Below are 19,635 nucleotides of genomic sequence, written 5' to 3' on the forward strand. Positions count from 1 at the left end.
CGTTGCTGCGCCAAATCACGCCAGGCTAGACGCGGGACGCCGGCAATGGCCATTCCCTTGCCTAGTCCCGCAACGACGCCTGGCGTGATTTGCCGCGCAACCCGAAGGGACGGAGCGGATTTTGCGCAGCGGCGTTCAATCAGTCGTTCGGATGTAATAACCATGCTTCTTCCTCGCGCCTTGCCCTGCGCAAAATTCGCTCCGTCGCGGCCGCGACGAAGCACCAACAGACCCTACTGCTTGACCACCAGCCCGACGCCGCGGCCGCGCGGATCGGAGGCGGTTTCCAGGGCGTTGCCGTTCACACGGATGGCCTGGATGTCACCCATGTTCCAGCCCTGGTCTTCCAGGGTGTAGCCCATGGCCTTGAGCTCGTCGGCGACCTTGCCGGTGAGCGGTGCGTACGCGTCGTAATAGATAGTGTCTTTCGGCAGCAGTTGGTGATGCACACGCTGCGCGGCCACGGCCTTCTCCAGGGGCAGGTGGAAGTCGTAGACGTTGTTCAGCACCTGGAAGATCGAAGTGAAGATCCGCGAACCGCCGGGCGTGCCGAGCACCAGGCTGACATGACCGTCGCGGGTGACGATGCTCGGGCTCATGGAGGAGAGCATGCGCTTGCCCGGCTCGATGGCGTTGGCGTCGCTGCCCACTACGCCGAAGGCGTTGGCCACGCCCGGCTTGGAGCTGAAGTCGTCCATCTCGTCGTTGAGCAGGAAGCCGGCGCCCTTGACCACCACGCCGCTGCCGAAGTCCCAGTTGAGGGTGTAGGTGTTGCTGACGGCGTTGCCGTCCTTGTCGACGATGGAGAAGTGCGTGGTCTGGTGCGGTTCCAGGCCCGGGCGGACTTTCTCGGTGGCCGAGATGGCGTCCGGATTCACTTCCCCGGCGCGCTTGGCGATGTATTTCGGGTCGGTCAGCTGGGCCACCGGCACCTTGGAGAACTGCGGGTCGCCCAGGTAGTCGGCACGGTCGGCGAACACGCGCTTCTCGATCTCCGAGAGCAGGTGGATGTACTTGGCGGAGTTCAGTTCCACGCCCTTGAAGTCGGCGGCGCGCTGTTCCTTGATGCCGATCAGCTGGGCCAGGGCGATGCCGCCGGAGCTGGGCAGCGGCGCGGTGTAGAGGGTATTGCCCTGCCAGTCGATGCGCATCGGCTCGCGCCACTGGGCCTTGTAGTCGACGAGGTCGTCGGCGGTGATCAGGCCGCCATCCTGCTTCATCTGCGCGATGAGCAGCTTGGCGGTCTCGCCCTTGTAGAAATCGTCCGGGCCGTTGCCTGCGATGCGTTCCAGGGTCTTGGCCAGTTCCGGCTGCTTGAACACTTCGCCCGGCTTCATGGTGCCGAAGTAGTCGCCGAAGTTGGTCTTGCCGTTGAACAGCGCGATGGCGTCCTGGCGGTACTGGTACTGCTGGTCGGCGACCTTGAAGCCGCTCTGTGCGTAGCCAATGGCCGGGGTCAGCAGCTCGCTCCACTTCAGCTTGCCGAAGCGCTTGTGCGCCTCCCACAGGCCCATCACCGTACCCGGCACGCCGGCGGCCTTGGCGCCGACCAGGCTGAGGTTCTCGATCACCTCGCCTTTCTCGTTCAGGTACATGGTCTTGGTCGCGGCCTTCGGCGCGATCTCGCGGTAGTCGAGGAAGTACGGCTTGCCGTCGACGTACAGGGTCATGAAACCGCCGCCGCCGATGTTGCCGGCCTCGGGGTAGGTGACCGCGAGGGTGAAGGCGGTGGCGACCGCGGCGTCGACGGCGTTGCCGCCCTTCTTGAGGATCTCGGCGGCGACTTTCGCACCGTACTGGTCGGGGGAGGCGACCGCGCCGCCGTCGAGGGTGACGGCGAACACCGAAGAACTCGCCGCGAGGATCGCGACGCCCAGGGGCAGCTTGCTGAAGTGGAACACGCGCATGGAACTTCCTTATTTATTCTTGTGCTTGCGGTGAGGTTGAGTGCCCCGGCGAACCCGGGCACTCGGGTGGAACAACAGCGGGATCAGTGCGGCAGGATCTTGGCGAGGAACTGCTGGGTGCGCTCGGCGCGGTTCTGCAGGTCGCCGAAGAATTCCTCCTTCGGGCAGTCCTCGACGATCTGCCCGCGGTCCATGAAGATCACCCGGTCGGCGACCTTGCGCGCGAAGCCCATCTCGTGGGTCACGCACATCATGGTCATGCCTTCGTGGGCGAGCTGGACCATCACGTCGAGCACCTCGTTGACCATCTCCGGGTCGAGCGCCGAGGTGGGTTCGTCGAACAGCATGACGATCGGGTCCATGGCCAGCGCGCGGGCGATCGCCACGCGCTGCTGCTGGCCGCCGGAGAGCTGGCCGGGGTGCTTGTGCGCATGGGCCTTGAGGCCGACGCGGTCGAGCAGCTTCATGCCCTTGTCCATCGCCTCTTCCTTGCTCCGCCCCAGCACCTTGCGCTGGGCGATGGTGAGGTTTTCGGTGATGGTCAGGTGCGGGAACAGCTCGAAGTGCTGGAACACCATGCCGACCCGCGAGCGCAGCTTGGGCAGGTCGGTCTTGGGGTTGGCGATGGAGGTGCCGTCGACGGTGATGTCGCCCTTCTGGAAGGGCTCCAGCGCGTTGACGCACTTGATCAGGGTCGACTTGCCCGAGCCGGACGGCCCGCAGACCACCACCACTTCACCCTTGGCGACCTGGGTGTTGCAGTCGGTGAGAACCTGGAAGTCGCCGTACCACTTGCTGACGTTATCGATGGAGATCATACGGTTAACCTTTTCTGCAGGCGCTTCACGCAGAGGGACGCGGCGAAGCTGATGACGAAGTAGACGAGACCGGCGAAGATCAGGAATTCATGGGGCTGGCCGATGATGTCGCCACGGGAGCGGGCGGCGTTGAGGAAGTCCATCAGGCCCACCGAGTACACCAGCGAGGTGTCCTGGAACAGGATGATGCTCTGCTGCAGCAGCAGCGGGGTCATCTTGCGGAACGCCTGGGGCAGGATGATCAGGCGCATGGACTGGCCGTAGGTCATGCCCAGCGCATACGACGCGCCGATCTGGCCCTTCGGGATGGCCTGGATGCCGGCGCGGACGATCTCGCAGTAGTAGGCCGCCTCGAACATCATGAAGGCCACCAGGCACGAGGTGAACGCGCCCACGGGGGTGTCCTGGCCGGTGATCCAGCGCAGGATGAAGGGCACCGCGAAGTAGAACCAGGTGATCACCAGCAGCAGCGGGATCGAGCGGAAGTAGTTCACGTAGAAGCCGGCGATGTTCGACAGCAGCTTGCTGCTGGACAGGCGCATCAGCGCCAGGATGGTGCCCAGCACCACGCCGCCCAGCACACCCAGCGCCATCAGCTGCAGGGTGGTGATCATGCCTTCCCACAGGCCGGGGAGGGCGGGGACGATCTGGCTGAAGTCCATCATTTACCTCCCACGGAGATCAGGCCCGGCACAGCGACTTTCTTCTCGACCATGCGCATGATCAGCATCAGGCTCATGTTCAGGGTGAAGTAGATCGCGGTGGCGAGGGTGAAGGCCTCGAACAGGTTGGCGCTGAACTCGGCGGTCTGCTTGGTCTGCGCCAGCAGTTCCATGAGGCCGATCAGCGAGGCCACCGAGGAGTTCTTGAAGACGTTGAGGAATTCCGAGGTCAGCGGCGGAATGATGATCCGGAAGGCCTGCGGCAGCAGCACGTAGCGGTACACCGCCGGCAGGCGGAAGCCCACGGCGCTGGCGGCGGCGAGCTGACCCTTGGGCAGCGCCTGGATGCCGGTGCGCACCTGCTCGCAGACCCGCGCGGCGGTGAACAGGCCCAGGCACACGACGACGCTGATGAAGGCCGAGGTTTCCGGGGCGATGCCCAGCTTGAACCAGTCCTGGATCGGCTGCGGCAGGTAGTCCGGCACCAGGAAGTACCAGAGGAACAGCTGCACCAGTAGCGGCACGTTGCGGAACAGCTCCACGTAGGCGGTGGCGATGCCCGACAACCAGCGGTTGGGCAGGGTGCGCATCACGCCCAGCAGCGAGCCGAGCGCCAGGGCGATGACCCAGGCCGCGAGCGACACGGCGATGGTCCAGCCCAGGCCGGTGATGTACCAGTCCAGGTAGCGTTCGTCGCCGATCCCGGTGGACTTGAAGAACACGCCCCAGTCCCAGTTGTAATCCATGACGGGTTTCCCCTCGATTGCTTTGCACGGTGGCTTGGTACGGTACGGGGCCGGATGCGGGCGCAAGGCCGCCCGCCACCCGCGGGTAGCGGGTGTTCCGGCATCGTCAGATTGGAAGTTGGGCCGGGAGCGCATGGCTTGCGCTCCCGATCCCCCGCGTGGCTACGCCTTGTGGGCGCAGCCGCGCGCGACCGTTACATCTGCTCGGCAGACTTGTCGGTCGGATTGGCGATCAGCTTCTTGAGCTCATCACTCATCGGGAAGTTGAGGTTCAGGTTCTTCGGCGGGATGGGCTGCATGAACCACTTGTCGTAGATCTTGTTGACCTCACCCGAGGCGAAGGTGTCGGAGATGGCCTTGTCGACCACCTTCTTGAACGGCGCGTCGCCCTTGCGAACCATGCACGCGTAGATCTCGTAGGACTGCGGCTTGCCGACCACGTGCCAGTCGTCGGGCTTCTTGGCCTTGGCCATTTCACCGTAGAGCAGCGCGTCGTCCATCATGAAGGCCACGGCACGGCCGGATTCGAGCATCAGGAAGGACTCGCCGTGGTCCTTGGCCGAGATGATGTTCATGCCCATCTTCTGGTCGGCGTTCATCTGCTTGAGCAGGCGCTCGGAAGTGGTGCCGGCGGTGGTCACCACGTTCTTGCCCTTGAGGTCCGGGAAGTCGTTGATGCCGGAGCTGGTCTTGGTCAGCAGGCGGGTGCCGACCTCGAAGATGCCGACGGAGAAGTCGACCTGCTTCTGGCGCTCGAGGTTGTTGGTGGTGGAGCCGCACTCGATGTCCACGGTGCCGTTCTGCACCAGCGGGATACGGGTCTGGGAGGTCACCAGGTTGTAGCGGACCTTCAGGTCAGGAACGTTCAGCTCTTTCTTCAGGGCTTCGACGACCTTGATCTGCAGGTCGTGGGAATAACCTTCCGGCTGACGCGGGTCGCTGCCGAGGTAGGAGAAGGGGATGGAGGCGTCACGGTGGCCGAGAACGATGGTGCCGGAGTCCTTGATCTTCTTCAGGGTACCGGTGAGTTCTTCGGCGACGACGGGAGTGGCGAGCAGGGCCGCGACAATGGCGACGCCCAACGCACGGGGTGCGAAACGCATGGAGACTACCTCGACTGGTTGTGTTTGTTATTCAGTCCTGCGCCGACGAGGCTCACTCCAGGCCGGTCGCATGTTCGAGGTGGAGCAGAGCAGGCTCCGTGCCAAGGCTGTCTTTTTTATTTAACTATTTGAATTTAAACAATTATTTTTCGAGCGGCGGTGCTCGAAAAGTCCCCCGTCATTCGGATATCCGGATTTTCCCGGATTCCTCGTTCGGAAAACCGAACGACAGACAGGGTCAGACGTCCGGCTGGCCGCCCCATTGGCCGCGCTGGAACGGCTGGTCACGATCGGCCAGGTGCGCGGCGATGCGCTCGAGCAATTGGTGCGTCGGAGCGCGCACACCAGTGGCCGTCTGCCCGAGAGCCAGCGCGACGACCAGCAGCAGGGCGGCCGGATGGAAGGCCGGCAACTGCGCACGGGTGGCGGCGAGGAAGGCTGCGCTGGTGCCCAGGCCCAGCGCCAGCCCTGCGTAGACCTCGGCCGGCGAATGCACGTGGATCGCCAGCCGGGACAGTCCCACCAGCACGGCAACCACCGCCGCCAGTGCGGCAGCGGCGAGGCCGGCGCGGCGCGAGGTGAAGAGCTGGGCGGCCAGCGTCGGCAGCACGGCACCGGCGAGCATGCTGTGCCCGGAGATGCCGGTGAAGTTGAGGTTCGGAATTCCGATTCCCCAGCCCATGAACGCCAGCTTCGAACCCACCACCAGCGCGGTCGAGAATCCGAACAGCAGCAGCCACAGCCCGGCCTTCGCGGGCTCTCGGCGATATGCCAGCCAGCAGAAGACGAACACGGCGACAGGCGCCAGCAGGGAGCTGTCGCCCAGGCGGGTGATCAGGGGCCAGAAATCCATGGTGTTGGGACGGTGCAGGGAAAGGCTGGAACCATAGCACGGCGCCCCTGCGCGCCGTGCGTGACCGGGTTCATTCCCGCTCGTTGGACTGACCGGCGGCACGTTCCTCGCGGCGCAGCAGTTCGCGCTTGCGCGGCAGCCCCCAGCGATAGCCGCCTTCGCCGCTACCGCCGACCACGCGGTGGCAGGGCACCAGCAGGCCGACGTTGTTGCTGGCGCAGGCGCGGGCAATGGCGCGCGGGTGCGTGCCCAGTTCCTCCGCCAGCTCGCCGTAGCGCCGCGTCTCGCCGCTGGGAATGCGCGTGAGGGCACGCCAGACGCGCAGCTGGAAGGCGCTGCCGTGCAGGTCCAGCGGCAGGTGCGCGGCCTGTTCGGGTTCTTTCAGCTGGGTGATCACCTCGCGCAGCCAGTCGCCCAGGCCGGCGTCGTCGCGGCGGCGTTCGGCGGCGGTGAAGCGCTCGGCCAACTGGCGTTCCAGTTCGCCGGCATCGTCGGCGAAGAGCAGGGCGCAGACGCCCTTGTCGGTGGCTGCCAGCAGCACCAGCCCGAGCGGGCAGGGCGCGATGGCGTAGCGCAGGTGCTCGCCGGCGCCTTTCTGCCGGCGTTGCCCGGGGCTCAGCGGCGTGGCGCTTTCGTACAGGGCACGGGTGCCGGAGTAGCCGGCCTCCAATGCGGCATCGAGCACCGAGCGAGCTTGCGGCAGGGCCGCGGCCAGGCGCTGCTCGCGGCGGGATTCCGCCCAGGCTCTGGGCGTGAGGCCGGTGCGGGCCTTGAAGGCGCGGGCCAGGTGCGAGGCGGAGAGGCCGATGCGGCTGGCCAGTTCGTCCAGGGTCAGGGGCTTCTCGGCCTTGTCGAGCAGCTCGCAGGCCGCGGCAACCAGCGCGTCGAGCTGCTGGCGCGGGCTCGGGCCGCGCGGCGAGCAGCGTTTGCACGGGCGGAAGCCGGCGGCCTCGGCCGCTTCGGGCGCGGCGTGGAAGGCCACGTTCTCCCGCGATGGCCGGCGGGCCGGGCAGTTCGGCCGGCAGTAGACGCCGGTGGAGCGCACGCTGAAGACGAAGCGCCCCTCGTAGCGCTCATCGCGCTCGCAGACCGCCTGCCAGCAGCGCTCGGGGTCAAGTCGGGTAGTCGTCATGGCCGCTCTCCGGGGCAATGGCTGTTGGGGCGATTGTCCGTCCCGACACGAAGTGCAGCAATCCGCATCGCGTTTTCAAACTCGAAGCGCGGCGGCAGGGGCTACGCTTGCTGGGTATTCCCTGAAGAAGATCCCATGCCCTTGCGCCGATTCTGCCTGTGCTGCCTTCTGCTGCTCCTCGCGCTGAGTGCCCAGACCCGTGCCGCGAGCCTGGCGCTGAGCGAGCAGGAGCGAGCCTTCATCTCAGCCCACGAGCCGATCCGTGTCGGCCTGTTCCGTGCCGGCTGGCCGCCGTTCGAGGTGATCGACGAGTTCGACCAGTTCCACGGCATCAGCGCCGACTACCTGCAGTTGATCTCCGAGCGCCTGGGCATGAAGGTCCAGCCGGTGCTGTACAACACCTGGGAAGAGGTGCTGGCCGCGGTGAAGGCCGGCGAGGTGGACCTGCTGCCGTCCATGGCGGCCACCGAGGAACGCCAGCATTTCCTGAGTTTCACCCAGCCCTACGTCACCACCAGCAGCCTGATCTTCGCCCGGCGCGACAGCACCATCCGCACGCTGGACGACCTGTCCGGTCGCCGCGTGGCCGTGGAGCAGGGCTATGCCGTCCATGAATTGCTGACCAAGGCGGTGCCGGGGATCGACTTCGTGCTGGTGGAGGATTCCCCCAGCGCGCTCAAGGCGGTCTCCACCGGGCGCGCCGATGCCTATGTCGGCAACCTCATCACCACCACTTTTCTGATCGAGCAGCTCAGCCTGTCCAACATGGAGGTGCGCGGCGACAGCGGGCTGGGCAACAGCCAGGTACGCTTTGCTACGCGCAAGGCGCTGGAGCCTCTGGTGCCGCTGCTGGACCGCGCGCTGGGCAACATTACCCGCAACGAGCAGGAGGCGATCCAGGCGCGCTGGTTGCCGTCGCTGGATGTCTTCGACTGGATGAACCTGCTGCAGATCGCCTGGCCGTGGGTGGTGGGTTTCCTCGCCCTGCTGACCTTCGTGCTGGTGTGGAACCGCCGGCTGTCGATCCAGGTGGCCGAGCGCGCCCGCGCCGAAGCGGAGGAACGGCGCCAGCGCAGCACGCTGCTGGCACTGATCAACTCGATCCCCGATCCGATCTGGTTCAAGGACACCCAGGGCCGCTACCTGGGAGTCAACCAGGCGTTCGCCGACTGCCTGGGGCGCGCGCCGGAGGACATAGTCGGGCGCAGCGACCAGCAGATGTTCAGCCGTGCCGCCGGCACCGGACGCCAGGAACGCGACCGCCAGGCGCTGACCGAGAGCGAGCCCTTCGCCAGCGAAGGTTGGGTGGTCTATCCCGATGGTCGGCGGGTGCTCTTCGATACCCTGCGCAGCGCCTTCCACGACGACCAGGGGCGGTTGCTCGGTCTGGTGGGCGTCAGCCGTGACGTCACCGCGCGCAAGTCCACCGAGCTGGCGCTGGCCGAGGCCCGCGACCTCGCGGAAGAGGCCGCGCAACTCAAGAGCGACTTCCTGGCCAACATGAGCCATGAGATCCGCACGCCGCTGAACATCATCATCGGCCTGGCGCACCTGCTCCAGGAAACCACCCTGGACCCGCAGCAGGTGGACTACCTGGGCAAGATCCAGGGCTCGGGCCAGTACCTGCTGGAGCTGATCAGCGACATCCTCGACCTGTCCCGCGTGGAAGCCGGAAAGCTGGAGTTCGAGCACATCGGCTTCGACCTGGAGCGCCTGCTCGGCGAGCTGTTCGACCTGTTCAACATCCGCGCGGCGAGCAAGGGCCTGGCGGTGCGCTGCGAGATCGACCCAAGGGTGCCCGCCCAGGTGGTGGGGGATTCGCTGCGCCTGCGACAGATCCTGATGAACTACGGCAACAACGCGCTGAAGTTCACCGAGCAGGGCGAGGTGGTGCTGATCGTCCGCCTGGAAGACGAGGACGAAGACAGCCTGCAGCTGTACTTCGCCTTCCGCGACACCGGCATCGGCATCACCGAGCCGCAGCAGGAGCGCCTGTTCGAATCCTTCCAGCAGGCGGACAGCTCGATCACCCGCCGTTATGGCGGCTCCGGCCTGGGCCTGGCGATCTGCAAGAAGCTGGCGGAGGCGATGGGCGGCAGCGTCGGGGTGGAGAGCGAGCCGAACCGCGGCAGCCTGTTCTGGTGCCGGCTGCCCATGGGACGGGTGGATGACTCGGTCAGCCTGAGCCTGCAGAACATCAGCCACGAACCGCTGCCGGTGCCCGTGCTGCCGGCGGCCGCAGCGGCACCGGCGCTGCTGGAAAGCGGCAACGACGCCGAGGTGGAACAGGTCTGTCGGCGCCTGGCGCACCTGCTGGCGGCGGACGATCCGCGCGCCGGGCGGTTGCTCGGCGAGCGTGCAAGCCTGCTGCGCAGCGTCTTCAATGAGGGCTACGAGGGCATCGCCACGAGCGTGCGGCGCTTCGAGTTCGAGCGGGCCCTGGAAAGTCTGGTGAATCTCGCGAGGGAGCGCGACATCCGTATATGACCGGGCGGATATGGAAAGGCGGGGTATGAACACGCGGGCAAGGCCGTGGTCCGATCCCCCAATGGCATGTCACGAATCTGACCGATGCGAGGAGTTGCAATGGATAGCATGCTGGACCGCCCGGAGCAGGAAATGATCCTGGTGGTGGACGATCAGCCCGACAACCTGATGCTCATGAGCGAGCTGCTCATGGACCGCTACCAGGTGCGTGTCGCCGCCAGCGGGCCGAAGGCGCTGCGCCTGATGCAGAGCGACCCGCGCCCGGACCTGGTGCTGCTCGACATCATGATGCCGGAGATGGACGGCTACGAAGTCTGCCGCCAGCTCAAGGCCGACCCGTTGACCCGCGACATCCCGGTGATCTTCCTCACCGGCATGGTCAGCGCCGCCGACGAACAGAAGGGCCTGGACCTGGGTGCGGTGGACTACCTGACCAAGCCGATCAGCCCGCCGGTCACCCTGGCGCGCATCCGCGCCCACCTGAACCTCAAGGCCAACTCCGACTTCCTGCGCGACAAGAGCGAATACCTGGAGCTGGAAGTGCGCCGCCGCGCGCGCGAACTGCAGGCCATCCAGGACGCCACCCTGGAAGCCATGGCGACCCTCTGCGACCTGCGCGACAACCCTCACAGCAACCATCTGGTGCGAATCGAGCACTACATGCGCCTGCTGGGTAGTGCGCTGTCCCTGCACGACGAGTTCGCCGCCGAGCTGTCGGTGGAGAACATCGAGTTGCTGGTGCGCTCGGCGCAGCTGCACGATATCGGCAAGGTCGCCGTGCCCGACCGTATCCTGCACAGCCCCGGCCAGCTGGAAGAGGCCGACCGGCTGATCCTCGAGAGCCACACCACCGTCGGTCGCGACGCCCTGGCGGCAGCCGAACGCAAGCTGGGCTCGCCGGCGGAGTTTCTGCGATTCGCCAAGGAAATAGCCTACAGCCACCACGAACACTGGGACGGCAGCGGATTCCCCGAGGGCCTGGCCGGCGAGCAGATTCCCCTGGGTGCGCGGATGCTGGCGCTGATCGACTGCTATGACGAACTCACCTGCCGCCACGCCTACCGCACCTCGCTGACCCCGGAGGAGGCCGCCGGGCGCATCAAGGCCGGCGCCGGCAACCAGTTCGACCCGCGCGTGGCCGAAGCCTTCGGCGAGGTCGCCGAAGGCTTCGCCAACATCGCCCAGCGCTACGCCGACAGCGACGAGGCGCTGGGGCTGGAATTGCAGCGGCTGGAAGATGCGGTGGTGGAAAGCATCGAGCTGACGCCGCCTGAACCCTGATCGCGCTGGGCGGTTGTCGAGGATTGCCGTATAAGGAGCGCAGCGCCCCAGAGAGGTACGCCAGGAAGCCTGATGAAAACCCCGAAACGCCTGGAGCCGTTGATCGAAGACGGCCTGATCGATGAAGTATTGCGCCCGCTGATGAGCGGCAAGGAAGCAGCGGTCTACGTGGTGCGCTGCGGCGCCGAGTTGCGCTGCGCCAAGGTCTACAAGGAAGCCAACAAGCGCAGCTTCCGCCAGGCCGCCGAGTACCAGGAAGGCCGCAAGGTACGCAACAGCCGCCAGGCCCGCGCCATGGCCAAGGGCACCAAGTACGGCCGCAAGGAACAGGAAGACGCCTGGCAGAACGCCGAGGTGGCTGCGCTGTTCCGCCTGGCCAATGCCGGGGTACGCGTACCCAAGCCTTATGATTTCCTCGACGGCGTACTGCTGATGGAGATGGTCGCCGACGAAGAGGGCGACGCCGCGCCGCGCCTGAACGACGTGGTGATGGAGCCCGAGCTGGCCCGCGACTTCCACGAATTCCTCATCCGCCAGATCGTCATGATGCTCTGCGCGGGCCTGGTGCACGGCGACCTGTCGGAATTCAACGTGCTGGTCGGCCCGGACGGCCCGGTGATCATCGACCTGCCGCAGGCCGTGGACGCCGCCGGCAACAACCACGCCTTCCGCATGCTCGAGCGCGACGTGGGCAACATGGCCGCCTACTTCGGCCGCTTCGCCCCGGAGCTCAAGTACACCCACTACGCCAAGGAAATGTGGGCCCTCTACGAGGACGGCAAGCTGCAGCCGGACACCCCGCTGACCGGGCACTTCGATGATCCGGAAGACGAGGCGGACGTGGATTCGGTGCTGCGGGAAATTGCCGAGGCCATGCGCGAGCAGGAACGCCGCGAAGCCGGCCGTGCCGCCCAGGACGCCCCGCAGCAACGCGACGAGCCGCCGCCCCCGCCGTGGGAGCAGGCCTGAGCCCATTGCCCGGCGAGTCGGAGCTTCTTGCACTGATCGCCGGGCAACCCGAACGCCTGCACCTGCTGCGCGTGGTGCGCGATCACGGCCCGGCGGGCGCCTGGATTGCGGCGGGTTTCGTGCGCAATGCCGTGTGGGACGCCTTGCATGGCTATAACGAACCCACGCCATTCAGCGATATCGACGTGCTGTATTTCTCTGCCGACTGCCTGGAGCCCGAGGCGGATTACGCCTGGGAGCGCCGGTTGCAGGAAGCCTGCCCCGGCGTGCCCTGGTCCGTGCGTAACCAGGCGCGGATGCATCTGCGCAACGGCGATTCGCCCTACCGCGATTGCGCCGACGCAATGTGCCATTGGCCAGAAGTCTGTACCGCTGTGGCCGTTCGGCTGAGCGACGAGTCCCTGCAATTGCTGGCGCCACTGGGCATCGACGATATCCGGGCGCTACGCGTCCGGCCTACCGAGCACTTCCGCCGCAAGCCAGACATCTACCGCGCACGCCTCGCTGCCAAGAACTGGCCGGTGCGCTGGCCGAAGCTACGTATCGAGCCCCTGTAGGAGCGAGCTTGCTCGCGAACCAGATTTTCCGACGCGGTTCCGGCATTAGGCAGTTCGCGAGCAAGCTCGCTCCTACAGGTCAGCGCCGTCGCTCCCGTTCTCGTAGGAGTGGATTCGTCCGCGACGTCTCAGAGCCCTTTCCCGCGTTCGGGGTGTTCTCGGGCGTAAGGAGCGCGGAATGGAGGGTAGGTCGGGCTAGCTCCGCTCCTACAAAACCCTTCTCCACGGACTACCGAGAGCTGCCCGGAAAACTGTAAGGCCGCAACTGTATCCATACATTTCAGGCGTGGACTGGTAATTTTCCTTCATCCCACCCCGAGCGCTCTGACATGCCCCTTCGCCACGTCCTCCTCGCCTTGCTGGTCACCCTGATCTGGGGTGTCAACTTCGTCGTGATCAAGGTCGGCCTGCATGACTTCCCGCCTCTGCTGTTCTGCGCCCTGCGCTTCGCCCTGGCAGCGCTGCCGCTGATCTTCCTGCGTGGTCCGCTGCCGGCAGCGTTCTGGCGCATCGTGCAGATCGGCGTGCTGCTGGGCGTGGTCAAGTTCGGCCTGTTGTTCGTCGGCATGCACATCGGCATGCCGGCAGGCCTGTCGTCGCTGGTGCTGCAGAGCCAGGTGTTCTTCACCGTGCTGATCGCCGCCGCCTTCCTCGGTGAGCGTCCCAGCGCGCGCGCTCTGATCGGCCTGGCGCTGGCTGCCGGCGGCCTGCTGCTGATCGGCCTGGAGCGCCCCATGGGCGATAGTCTGGTGGCCTTCCTGCTGGTGATCGCTGCCGCTCTGGCCTGGGCCTTCTCCAACATCGCCACCAAGCGCTCCGGCGCCAGTGACATGCTGCGCCTGATCAGCTGGGTCAGCCTGATCCCACCGTTGCCGCTGCTGGTGCTGTCGTGGATCTTCGAAGGTCCGGAAGCCATCGAGCACGCCGTGCTGAACATCAACTGGACCGGCGCTGGCGCGCTGCTCTATATCGCCTTCCTCGCCACCACCGTCGGCTTCGGCCTGTGGAGCTTCCTGCTGCGCCGCTACCCGGCCAGCCAGGTCACGCCCTTCGCGCTGGCCGTGCCGGTGTCCGGGCTGCTGTCGGGCTGGCTGTTCCTCGGCGAAGACCTCACCACCCAGGACTGGATGGCCTGCGTGCTGGTCTTCATCGGCCTCGCCGTGACGGTGCTGCCGGCCTCGCTATGGCGGCGCCGCGCGGTGGCGAACGCCTAGGGAGCATCCCTTACCTGTAGGCGCGAGCTTGCTTGCGAACCGGCTCAGCGTCGCAGCAGGCTCTGTTCGCGAGCGAGCTCGCTCCTACGAAAAGCAGATCAGTGACAGCACGTCCCCGACTCCAGGTCCTTGAGAATCGGGCAGTCCGGCCGGTGGTCGCCCTGGCAGTGGTCGCTCAGCTCCTGCAGCGTGTCGCGCAGGCTGCTCAGTTCGGCGATCTTGCGGTTGAGTTCGTCGATGTGCCGGGCGGCCAGGGCCTTGACGTCGGCGCTGGCGCGCTGGCGATCCTGCCAGAGGGCGAGCAGGTGGCCGACTTCCTCCAGGGAGAAGCCGAAGTCCCGCGAGCGGCGGATGAAGGCCAGGGTGTGCAGGTCCTGCTCGCTGTAGTGCCGGTAGCCGCTGGCGCTGCGGCCGGCGGGGGCGAGCAGGCCGGTGGATTCGTAGTAGCGGATCATCTTCGCGGTCAGGCCGCTCTTCTTCGCCGCTTCGCCGATGTTCATGCCGATTCCTCTTGAACGGCCGCCCCCGATGGTTCGGGGGCGGCAAGGTCATTTCTGATCCTGTGGCTTCCAGCGCTTGAGCAGCAGGGCGTTGCTCACCACGCTGACGCTGGAGGCGGCCATCGCCGCGCCGGCGACCATGGGGTTGAGCAGGCCGAAGGCGGCCAGCGGGATGCCCACCAGGTTGTAGATGAAGGCCCAGAACAGGTTCTGGCGGATTTTCGCGTAGGTGCGCCGGGAGATGTCCAGCGCCGCCGGAACCAGGCGCGGGTCGCCGCGCATCAGGGTGATGCCGGCGGCGTGCATGGCGACGTCGGTGCCGCCGCCCATGGCGATGCCCACGTCTGCGGCGGCCAGTGCCGGGGCGTCGTTGATGCCGTCGCCGACCATCGCCACGACTTTCCCTTCCTTGCGCAGCGCGCCGACCACGGCGGCCTTGTCGCCGGGCAGTACTTCGGCGTGCACATCGTCCAGGCCCAGGGCATCGGCCACGACCTTGGCGCTGCCACGGTTGTCGCCGGTGATCAGGTGGCTGCCGATACCGCGTTCGCGCAGGGCGTCGATGGCGGTTTTCGCGCCTTCCTTGAGGCTGTCGCCGAAGGCGAACAGGGCGATTACGCGGGCGTGCGGTTCGCGCTCGATGAGCCAGGACAAGGTGCGGCCCTCTGCTTCCCACTGCGTGGCGGAGTCGGCCAACCCGCCGGGTGGCAGTTGCGCTTCGTCGAGCATCCGCCGGTTGCCCAGGGCGAGCAGGCGGTCTCCCACGCGACCCTGGATGCCGCGCCCGGTGAGCGCCTGGGTAGCCTCGGCGGCAGCGGGGCTCAGCCCGCGCGCGGCGCACTCATCCAGCACGGCCTTGGCCAGCGGATGCTCGCTGCCGCGTTGCAGGGCGCCGGCCAGGGCCAGGGCTTCGGCCTCGTCGCCTTGCGCCGCGAGATTGGTGATGCGCGGCTGGCCGGAGGTGAGGGTGCCGGTCTTGTCGAAGGCCACGGCAGTCACGGCGTGGGCGACTTCCAGGGCTTCGGCGTCCTTGATCAGGATGCCGTGCCTGGCTGCCACGCCGGTGCCGGCCATGATCGCGGTCGGTGTGGCCAGGCCAAGGGCACAGGGGCAGGCGATGACCAGCACGGCCACGGCGTTGATCAGCGCCTGTTCCCAGCCGGCGCCGGCGATCAGCCAGCCGACCAGGGTGACCAGCGCGATGCCGATCACCACCGGGACGAACACGTTGCTGACCTTGTCCACCAGCTTCTGGATCGGCGCCTTGGCCGCCTGGGCGTCTTCCACCAGGCGGATGATGCGCGCCAGCACGGTCTCGCCGCCCAGCGCGGTGGTCTTCACGCGCAGCACGCCTTCGCCATTGATGGCGCCGCCGGTGACCGGATCGCCGACGTCCTTGGGCACCGGCAGGCTTTCGCCGGTGATCAGGGCTTCGTCGGCGTGGCTCTGCCCGGCGAGGACTTCGCCGTCCACCGGGAAGCGTTCACCGGGACGCACCAGCACTTCGTCACCCAGGCGCAGTTCGGCGATGGCGACGTCCTCCTCTACGCCGTCACGCACGCGGGTGGCGCGCTCCGGGCGCAGGGCTTCCAGGGCGCGGATGGCGGCGGCGGTCTGGCGCTTGGCGCGGCTTTCCAGGTACTTGCCGAGCAGGATCAGGGTAATGACCACGGCGCTGGCTTCGAAGTACAGGTGCGGCATTTGCCCGGGAGCCGCGGCGTACCAGAGGTACAGGCTCAGGCCATAGCCGGCGCTGGTGCCGAGGGCGACCAGCAGGTCCATGTTGCCACTGCGGGCGCGCACGGCCTTGTAGGCGGACACGTAGAAGCGCGCGCCGATAAGGAACTGCACGGGCGTGGCGAGGAGGAATTGCGCCCAGGCCGGCAGCATCCAGTGCTGGCCGAACCAGTCGCCGATCATCGGCAGCACCAGCGGCAGGGACAGCAGGATGGCAGCAGCCAGCCACCAGCGCTCGCGCGCCAGGCGTGCCACGGCCGGGTCCACGGCGGGCTGATCGGGTTCGATGGGGCGGGCCTTGTAGCCGGCCTTGTCGACGGCGGCGATCAGCGTGGCGGTGTCCAGCGCGCCGAGCAGTTCGACATGGGCGCGCTCGCTGGCCAGGTTGACGCTGGCCGAGCGCACGCCGGGAACCTTGTTCAGGGCGCGCTCGACACGGCCGACGCAGCTGGCGCAGGTCATGCCTTCGATGGCCAGTTCCAGGCTGTGGGCGGGTACCTGGTAGCCGGCCTGTTCGACGGCAGCCACCAGCGCCGGCAGGGTGTCACCGCCGGATGGGCCGGCCAGCTGCACGCGGGCCTGTTCGCTGGCGAGGTTGACGCTGGCGTCCTGCACGCCGGGCACTTTGCGCAGGGCGCGCTCGACCCGGCCTGCGCAACTGGCGCAGGTCATCCCGGAAACGGGCAGGTCAAGTTCGATGGGGCTGGCGCTGTTCATGGGGCTTCTCCCTGAAGTTCCCCGATAGCATCAACCTTGACACGAGGGCAAGGTCAACCCTCGTTCGCTGCCAGCTTGCCGCAGGTCAAAGCCGAGGCCGGGATCAGCCGCCGCTGGAGACCGGCATGAGATACAGCCCGCTCTCGCTGTTGGCGATACGGAACTTGCGTACCTCGCCGGCATGGAGCTGCACGGATTGGGCACGCAGCGGCTGGATGCCGCTGCGGCAGAGGCCGGAGTTGGCGGTCTGCAGGCGCAGGGAGACCTCGCCCGGCGGCAGGTTGAGGGCGATTTCGCCTTCGGGTTGCAGGCGCGAGACCTTTTCGTCCTGCACATACAGGTCGATGTCGCAGGCGGTGCCGGTATCCAGCCGTTCGCGGCTGACGATCAGCACGGCATAGGCCACCGGCTGGGCGTCGGGCACCGGCCAGGAGCCGGGCGTACTTGGTGGCGTGGCCGGGGAAGTGGGCACGGGCGGCGCCGAGGGCTCCTCGGGCATGCCATCGGCCCAGGCACCCAAAGGCAGGCCGGCGAAGGGCAGGGCGGCGGCGAAGCCGGCGGCGATTAAAAGGGAACGGCGCATGGCGTTCTCCGACGAGTCAGCTGTTTCCGCAGCTTGGCTGAGAGCCTGACGTAGGACAAGTGCAAGACGAGTGCAACGCGAGAGGCTTGACCTTGCCACGGTGGCAAGGTCGAGACTGCATCCAATGCTTCAACCCATCAGAGGAGAGATTCCATGCATACCTTCACTGTCAAAGGCATGAGTTGCGGCCACTGCGTGCGGGCCATCACCCAGGCGGTACAGGCGCTGGACGCCGCGGCGGACGTGCAGGTCGACTTGGGCGCCGGTGAAGTCCGCGTCGCCAGCCGACTGGACGAACCCGCGATCCTCGCGGCGATCCGCGAGGAAGGCTACGAGGCCGAGGCGGCCTGAGGTTTCATCCCCGCCGGGCCGGCGTTCCGCCGGCCCTTACGCCTGTGCCGGGTGCCAGTCGCGCACCAGGCCACGGAACACGGCGTCGAACAGTTCGCGGGTTTCCTGCAGTGGGTCGAACAGGGCCGGGTCGCGCAGCCAGTCGCTGAGCAGGCCGAAGATCATCGCGTGCACCGCGCGCGAGGCAATCTTGGGCGTCACGCCGGGCATCAGCCGCGTGCGGCAATCCTCGCGGTTGAACAGCTGCTCGCAAAGCTCGATGAACTGCCGGACAAACTGGTTGTGGCGCTCCTCGGCGTCGCGCAGTTCATCGGTGAACTCGCAGCGCTGCAGGAGGATGGTGAGGATGCGCCGCCGCTGCTCGTCGCGGGCGAGGTTCTCGACCACTTCCACACTGAGCTGGAACAGCGATTCGATCGGGTCGTGACCGTCGCAACCGGACAGCCGTTGCGCCAGTTGCTCGGGCGGCAGGCGGACCTGGTTGAGCATGTCGTTGAACAGGTGCGCCTTGTTCTGGAAGTGCCAGTACACCGCTCCGCGGGTAACGCCAGCGGCGCGCGCGATCTCTTCCAGACTCGTATTTGAGACGCCTTTCGCAAAGAAAAGGCCTTCAGCCGAGTCGAGAATCGTCTGACGGGTTCGTTCCGAATCTTCTTTAGTTCTTCGCATGGCGCTTGCTGGTATACAGGCTAGGATCACTGGGTGACAGCCAGTTTACTGATTTTATTGCGCTAACAGTGCTTTACAGACACTGACGCAGGTAAAAGCCACACCGTCGTCGTCCCTTGGGGTTCCGCCGTCAGTCATTTCCATGGAGAGGTTACATGCCGTTTGCCCGTCGTTTGCCCGCCGCGTTTGTCGTCGTTGGGTTGCCAGTCCTGTTCGCTGCCTGGGCCCAGGCCGAAGACAAACCGGCTACGACAGCGCCTCCGCCCCCGGCAGTGACAGTCGAAGTGGCCAAGAGCGCACCGGTACCCCTGACGTTCGAATACGCCGCGCGGACCGCCGGCTACCGCGAAGTAGAAGTGCGCGCCCAGGTCAGCGGCATCCTGCAGCGTCGCACCTACGAGGAAGGTCGGCCGGTGAAGGAAGGCCAGGTGCTGTTCCGCATCGACCCGCGCCCCTATCAGGCTGCGCTGGCCCAGGCCAAGGGCTCGCTGGCGCAGACCCAGGCGCGCTACCGGCAGACCGAGCGTGACCTCAAGCGTATCCGCGAACTGCAGGCCAAGGGCTTCGCCAGCGAAAGCGAACTGGATCGCTACGTCTCCGATTTCGAACAGGCCAAGGCCGACGTCGAGGCTGCCAAGGCCAACGTCCAGGCCAAGCAGATCGACCTGAACTACACCACGGTCACCGCGCCGATCTCCGGCATGGCGAGCAAGGAGGTGCGTTCGGAAGGTAGCCTGGTCGCGGCCAGCGATCCGAACTCCAGCCTGTTGACCAAGCTCACCCAGCTCGACCCGGTGTACGTCAATTTCGCCTATCCCGACACCCAGGCCGCGCAGATGAACGACGGCGTGAAGAGCGGACGCTACATCCTGCCCAAGGACGGCAAGCTGACTGCCGAGCTGCGTTTTGGCGACGGCAGCAAGTACCCCATCGAAGGTGTCGTCGATTTCACCGACAGCTTCGTCAACACCGGCACCGGCACCGTGAATGCCCGCGCCGTGGTGCCCAATCCGCATAACCTGCTGATCCCCGGCCAGTTCGTGCGCATCCTGATCACCGGCATCACCCAGAGCAACGCCGTGACCCTGCCCGAGCGTGCTCTGGCCCAGGGCCCGCGCGGCACCTTCGTCTACGTGGTGGACAAGGACGGCTTTGCCCGCGTGCGCCAGGTGACCACCTCAAAGACCGTGAACGGCCGCTGGATCATCGATGCCGGCGTGGACGACGGCGACCACGTGATCGTCGAAGGCATCCCCAAGGTGAAACCGGATCAGCCGGTGAAAGCCAGCGAGGCAGCGCCAGAGGCGCCCGCGACGCAACCCGCCCAGGCACAGTCCTAAGGAGCGCCC

18 protein-coding genes are annotated in these 19,635 nt (G+C 66.6%); 7 read left to right on the plus strand and 11 right to left on the minus strand.

Translation table 11 applies throughout. From position 1 onward, the window contains the following. Positions 1–233: 233 nt before the first annotated feature. The 7 genes from ggt to ada form a co-directional block, all read right to left on the minus strand. On the minus strand, positions 234–1,907 hold the full coding sequence (gene ggt / locus UB43_RS25840; RefSeq protein ID WP_045217103.1) for a gamma-glutamyltransferase: 1,674 nt from the start codon (positions 1,905–1,907) through the stop codon (positions 234–236). A gap of 83 nt (positions 1,908–1,990) precedes the next feature. Next, positions 1,991–2,725 carry an amino acid ABC transporter ATP-binding protein gene (locus UB43_RS25845; RefSeq protein ID WP_045217106.1) on the minus strand — a complete coding sequence of 245 codons (735 nt, stop codon included), beginning with the start codon at positions 2,723–2,725 and terminating at the stop codon, positions 1,991–1,993. Further along, positions 2,722–3,390: an amino acid ABC transporter permease gene (locus tag UB43_RS25850; RefSeq protein ID WP_139093055.1), complete on the minus strand. Its 669-nt coding sequence runs from the start codon at positions 3,388–3,390 to the stop codon at positions 2,722–2,724. The genes UB43_RS25845 and UB43_RS25850 overlap by 4 nt, the downstream gene beginning before the upstream one ends. Next, a complete protein-coding gene (locus UB43_RS25855; RefSeq protein WP_045217112.1) occupies positions 3,387–4,133 on the minus strand; it encodes an amino acid ABC transporter permease in 747 nt (248 codons plus the stop codon). Before UB43_RS25855 ends, UB43_RS25850 begins: the two co-directional genes overlap by 4 nt. A gap of 194 nt (positions 4,134–4,327) precedes the next feature. Continuing rightward, complete coding sequence (locus tag UB43_RS25860) at positions 4,328–5,236, minus strand: glutamate/aspartate ABC transporter substrate-binding protein (RefSeq protein ID WP_045217115.1); 909 nt, start codon at positions 5,234–5,236, stop codon at positions 4,328–4,330. Positions 5,237–5,474: 238 nt separating this feature from the next. Continuing rightward, a complete protein-coding gene (locus UB43_RS25865; RefSeq protein WP_045217118.1) occupies positions 5,475–6,089 on the minus strand; it encodes a phosphatase PAP2 family protein in 615 nt (204 codons plus the stop codon). A 70-nt stretch (positions 6,090–6,159) separates the two neighbouring features. Continuing rightward, a complete protein-coding gene (gene ada, locus UB43_RS25870; protein ID WP_045217120.1) occupies positions 6,160–7,221 on the minus strand; it encodes a bifunctional DNA-binding transcriptional regulator/O6-methylguanine-DNA methyltransferase Ada in 1,062 nt (353 codons plus the stop codon). A gap of 135 nt (positions 7,222–7,356) precedes the next feature. On the opposite strand from ada, the gene UB43_RS25875 reads away from it, so the two are divergent. The 5 genes from UB43_RS25875 to UB43_RS25895 all read left to right on the plus strand — a co-directional run bounded on the left by UB43_RS25875 (position 7,357) and on the right by UB43_RS25895 (position 13,729). Then, positions 7,357–9,708, plus strand: a complete 2,352-nt coding sequence (locus tag UB43_RS25875) for an ATP-binding protein (protein WP_045217123.1) — start codon at positions 7,357–7,359, stop codon at positions 9,706–9,708. Between the two features lie 99 nt (positions 9,709–9,807). After that, positions 9,808–10,989 (plus strand): two-component system response regulator, encoded by a 1,182-nt coding sequence (locus tag UB43_RS25880; RefSeq protein WP_045217125.1) that lies wholly within the window; start codon positions 9,808–9,810, stop codon positions 10,987–10,989. Between the two features lie 72 nt (positions 10,990–11,061). Further along, positions 11,062–11,958, plus strand: a complete 897-nt coding sequence (locus tag UB43_RS25885) for a PA4780 family RIO1-like protein kinase (RefSeq protein ID WP_045217128.1) — start codon at positions 11,062–11,064, stop codon at positions 11,956–11,958. A gap of 5 nt (positions 11,959–11,963) precedes the next feature. After that, the gene (locus UB43_RS25890; RefSeq protein WP_045217131.1) at positions 11,964–12,515 is read left to right on the plus strand and encodes a nucleotidyltransferase family protein; all 552 of its coding nucleotides are present in this window, start codon (positions 11,964–11,966) and stop codon (positions 12,513–12,515) included. 329 nt (positions 12,516–12,844) lie between these two features. After that, positions 12,845–13,729 carry an EamA family transporter gene (locus tag UB43_RS25895; protein ID WP_045217134.1) on the plus strand — a complete coding sequence of 295 codons (885 nt, stop codon included), beginning with the start codon at positions 12,845–12,847 and terminating at the stop codon, positions 13,727–13,729. Positions 13,730–13,827: 98 nt separating this feature from the next. Here UB43_RS25895 and cueR read toward each other — a convergent pair whose 3' ends face one another. The 3 genes from cueR to UB43_RS25910 form a co-directional block, all read right to left on the minus strand. Continuing rightward, positions 13,828–14,229: a Cu(I)-responsive transcriptional regulator gene (cueR, locus tag UB43_RS25900; RefSeq protein WP_045217136.1), complete on the minus strand. Its 402-nt coding sequence runs from the start codon at positions 14,227–14,229 to the stop codon at positions 13,828–13,830. A 48-nt stretch (positions 14,230–14,277) separates the two neighbouring features. Further along, on the minus strand, positions 14,278–16,683 hold the full coding sequence (locus UB43_RS25905; protein ID WP_045217139.1) for a heavy metal translocating P-type ATPase: 2,406 nt from the start codon (positions 16,681–16,683) through the stop codon (positions 14,278–14,280). 103 nt (positions 16,684–16,786) lie between these two features. Further along, on the minus strand, positions 16,787–17,266 hold the full coding sequence (locus tag UB43_RS25910; protein WP_052969605.1) for a hypothetical protein: 480 nt from the start codon (positions 17,264–17,266) through the stop codon (positions 16,787–16,789). 153 nt (positions 17,267–17,419) lie between these two features. Between UB43_RS25910 and UB43_RS25915 the strand changes: the two genes are divergently transcribed. Further along, on the plus strand, positions 17,420–17,617 hold the full coding sequence (locus tag UB43_RS25915) for a heavy-metal-associated domain-containing protein (RefSeq protein ID WP_045217143.1): 198 nt from the start codon (positions 17,420–17,422) through the stop codon (positions 17,615–17,617). Positions 17,618–17,653: 36 nt separating this feature from the next. Here the strand turns inward: UB43_RS25915 and UB43_RS25920 are convergent, their stop codons facing one another. Next, complete coding sequence (locus tag UB43_RS25920) at positions 17,654–18,286, minus strand: TetR family transcriptional regulator (RefSeq protein WP_045217146.1); 633 nt, start codon at positions 18,284–18,286, stop codon at positions 17,654–17,656. 155 nt (positions 18,287–18,441) lie between these two features. Between UB43_RS25920 and UB43_RS25925 the strand changes: the two genes are divergently transcribed. Next, positions 18,442–19,626 carry an efflux RND transporter periplasmic adaptor subunit gene (locus UB43_RS25925; RefSeq protein ID WP_045217148.1) on the plus strand — a complete coding sequence of 395 codons (1,185 nt, stop codon included), beginning with the start codon at positions 18,442–18,444 and terminating at the stop codon, positions 19,624–19,626. Positions 19,627–19,635: the final 9 nt, after the last annotated feature.

The sequence above is a fragment of the Pseudomonas sp. 21 genome (assembly GCF_000955805.1).
GTDB lineage: Bacteria > Pseudomonadota > Gammaproteobacteria > Pseudomonadales > Pseudomonadaceae > Pseudomonas.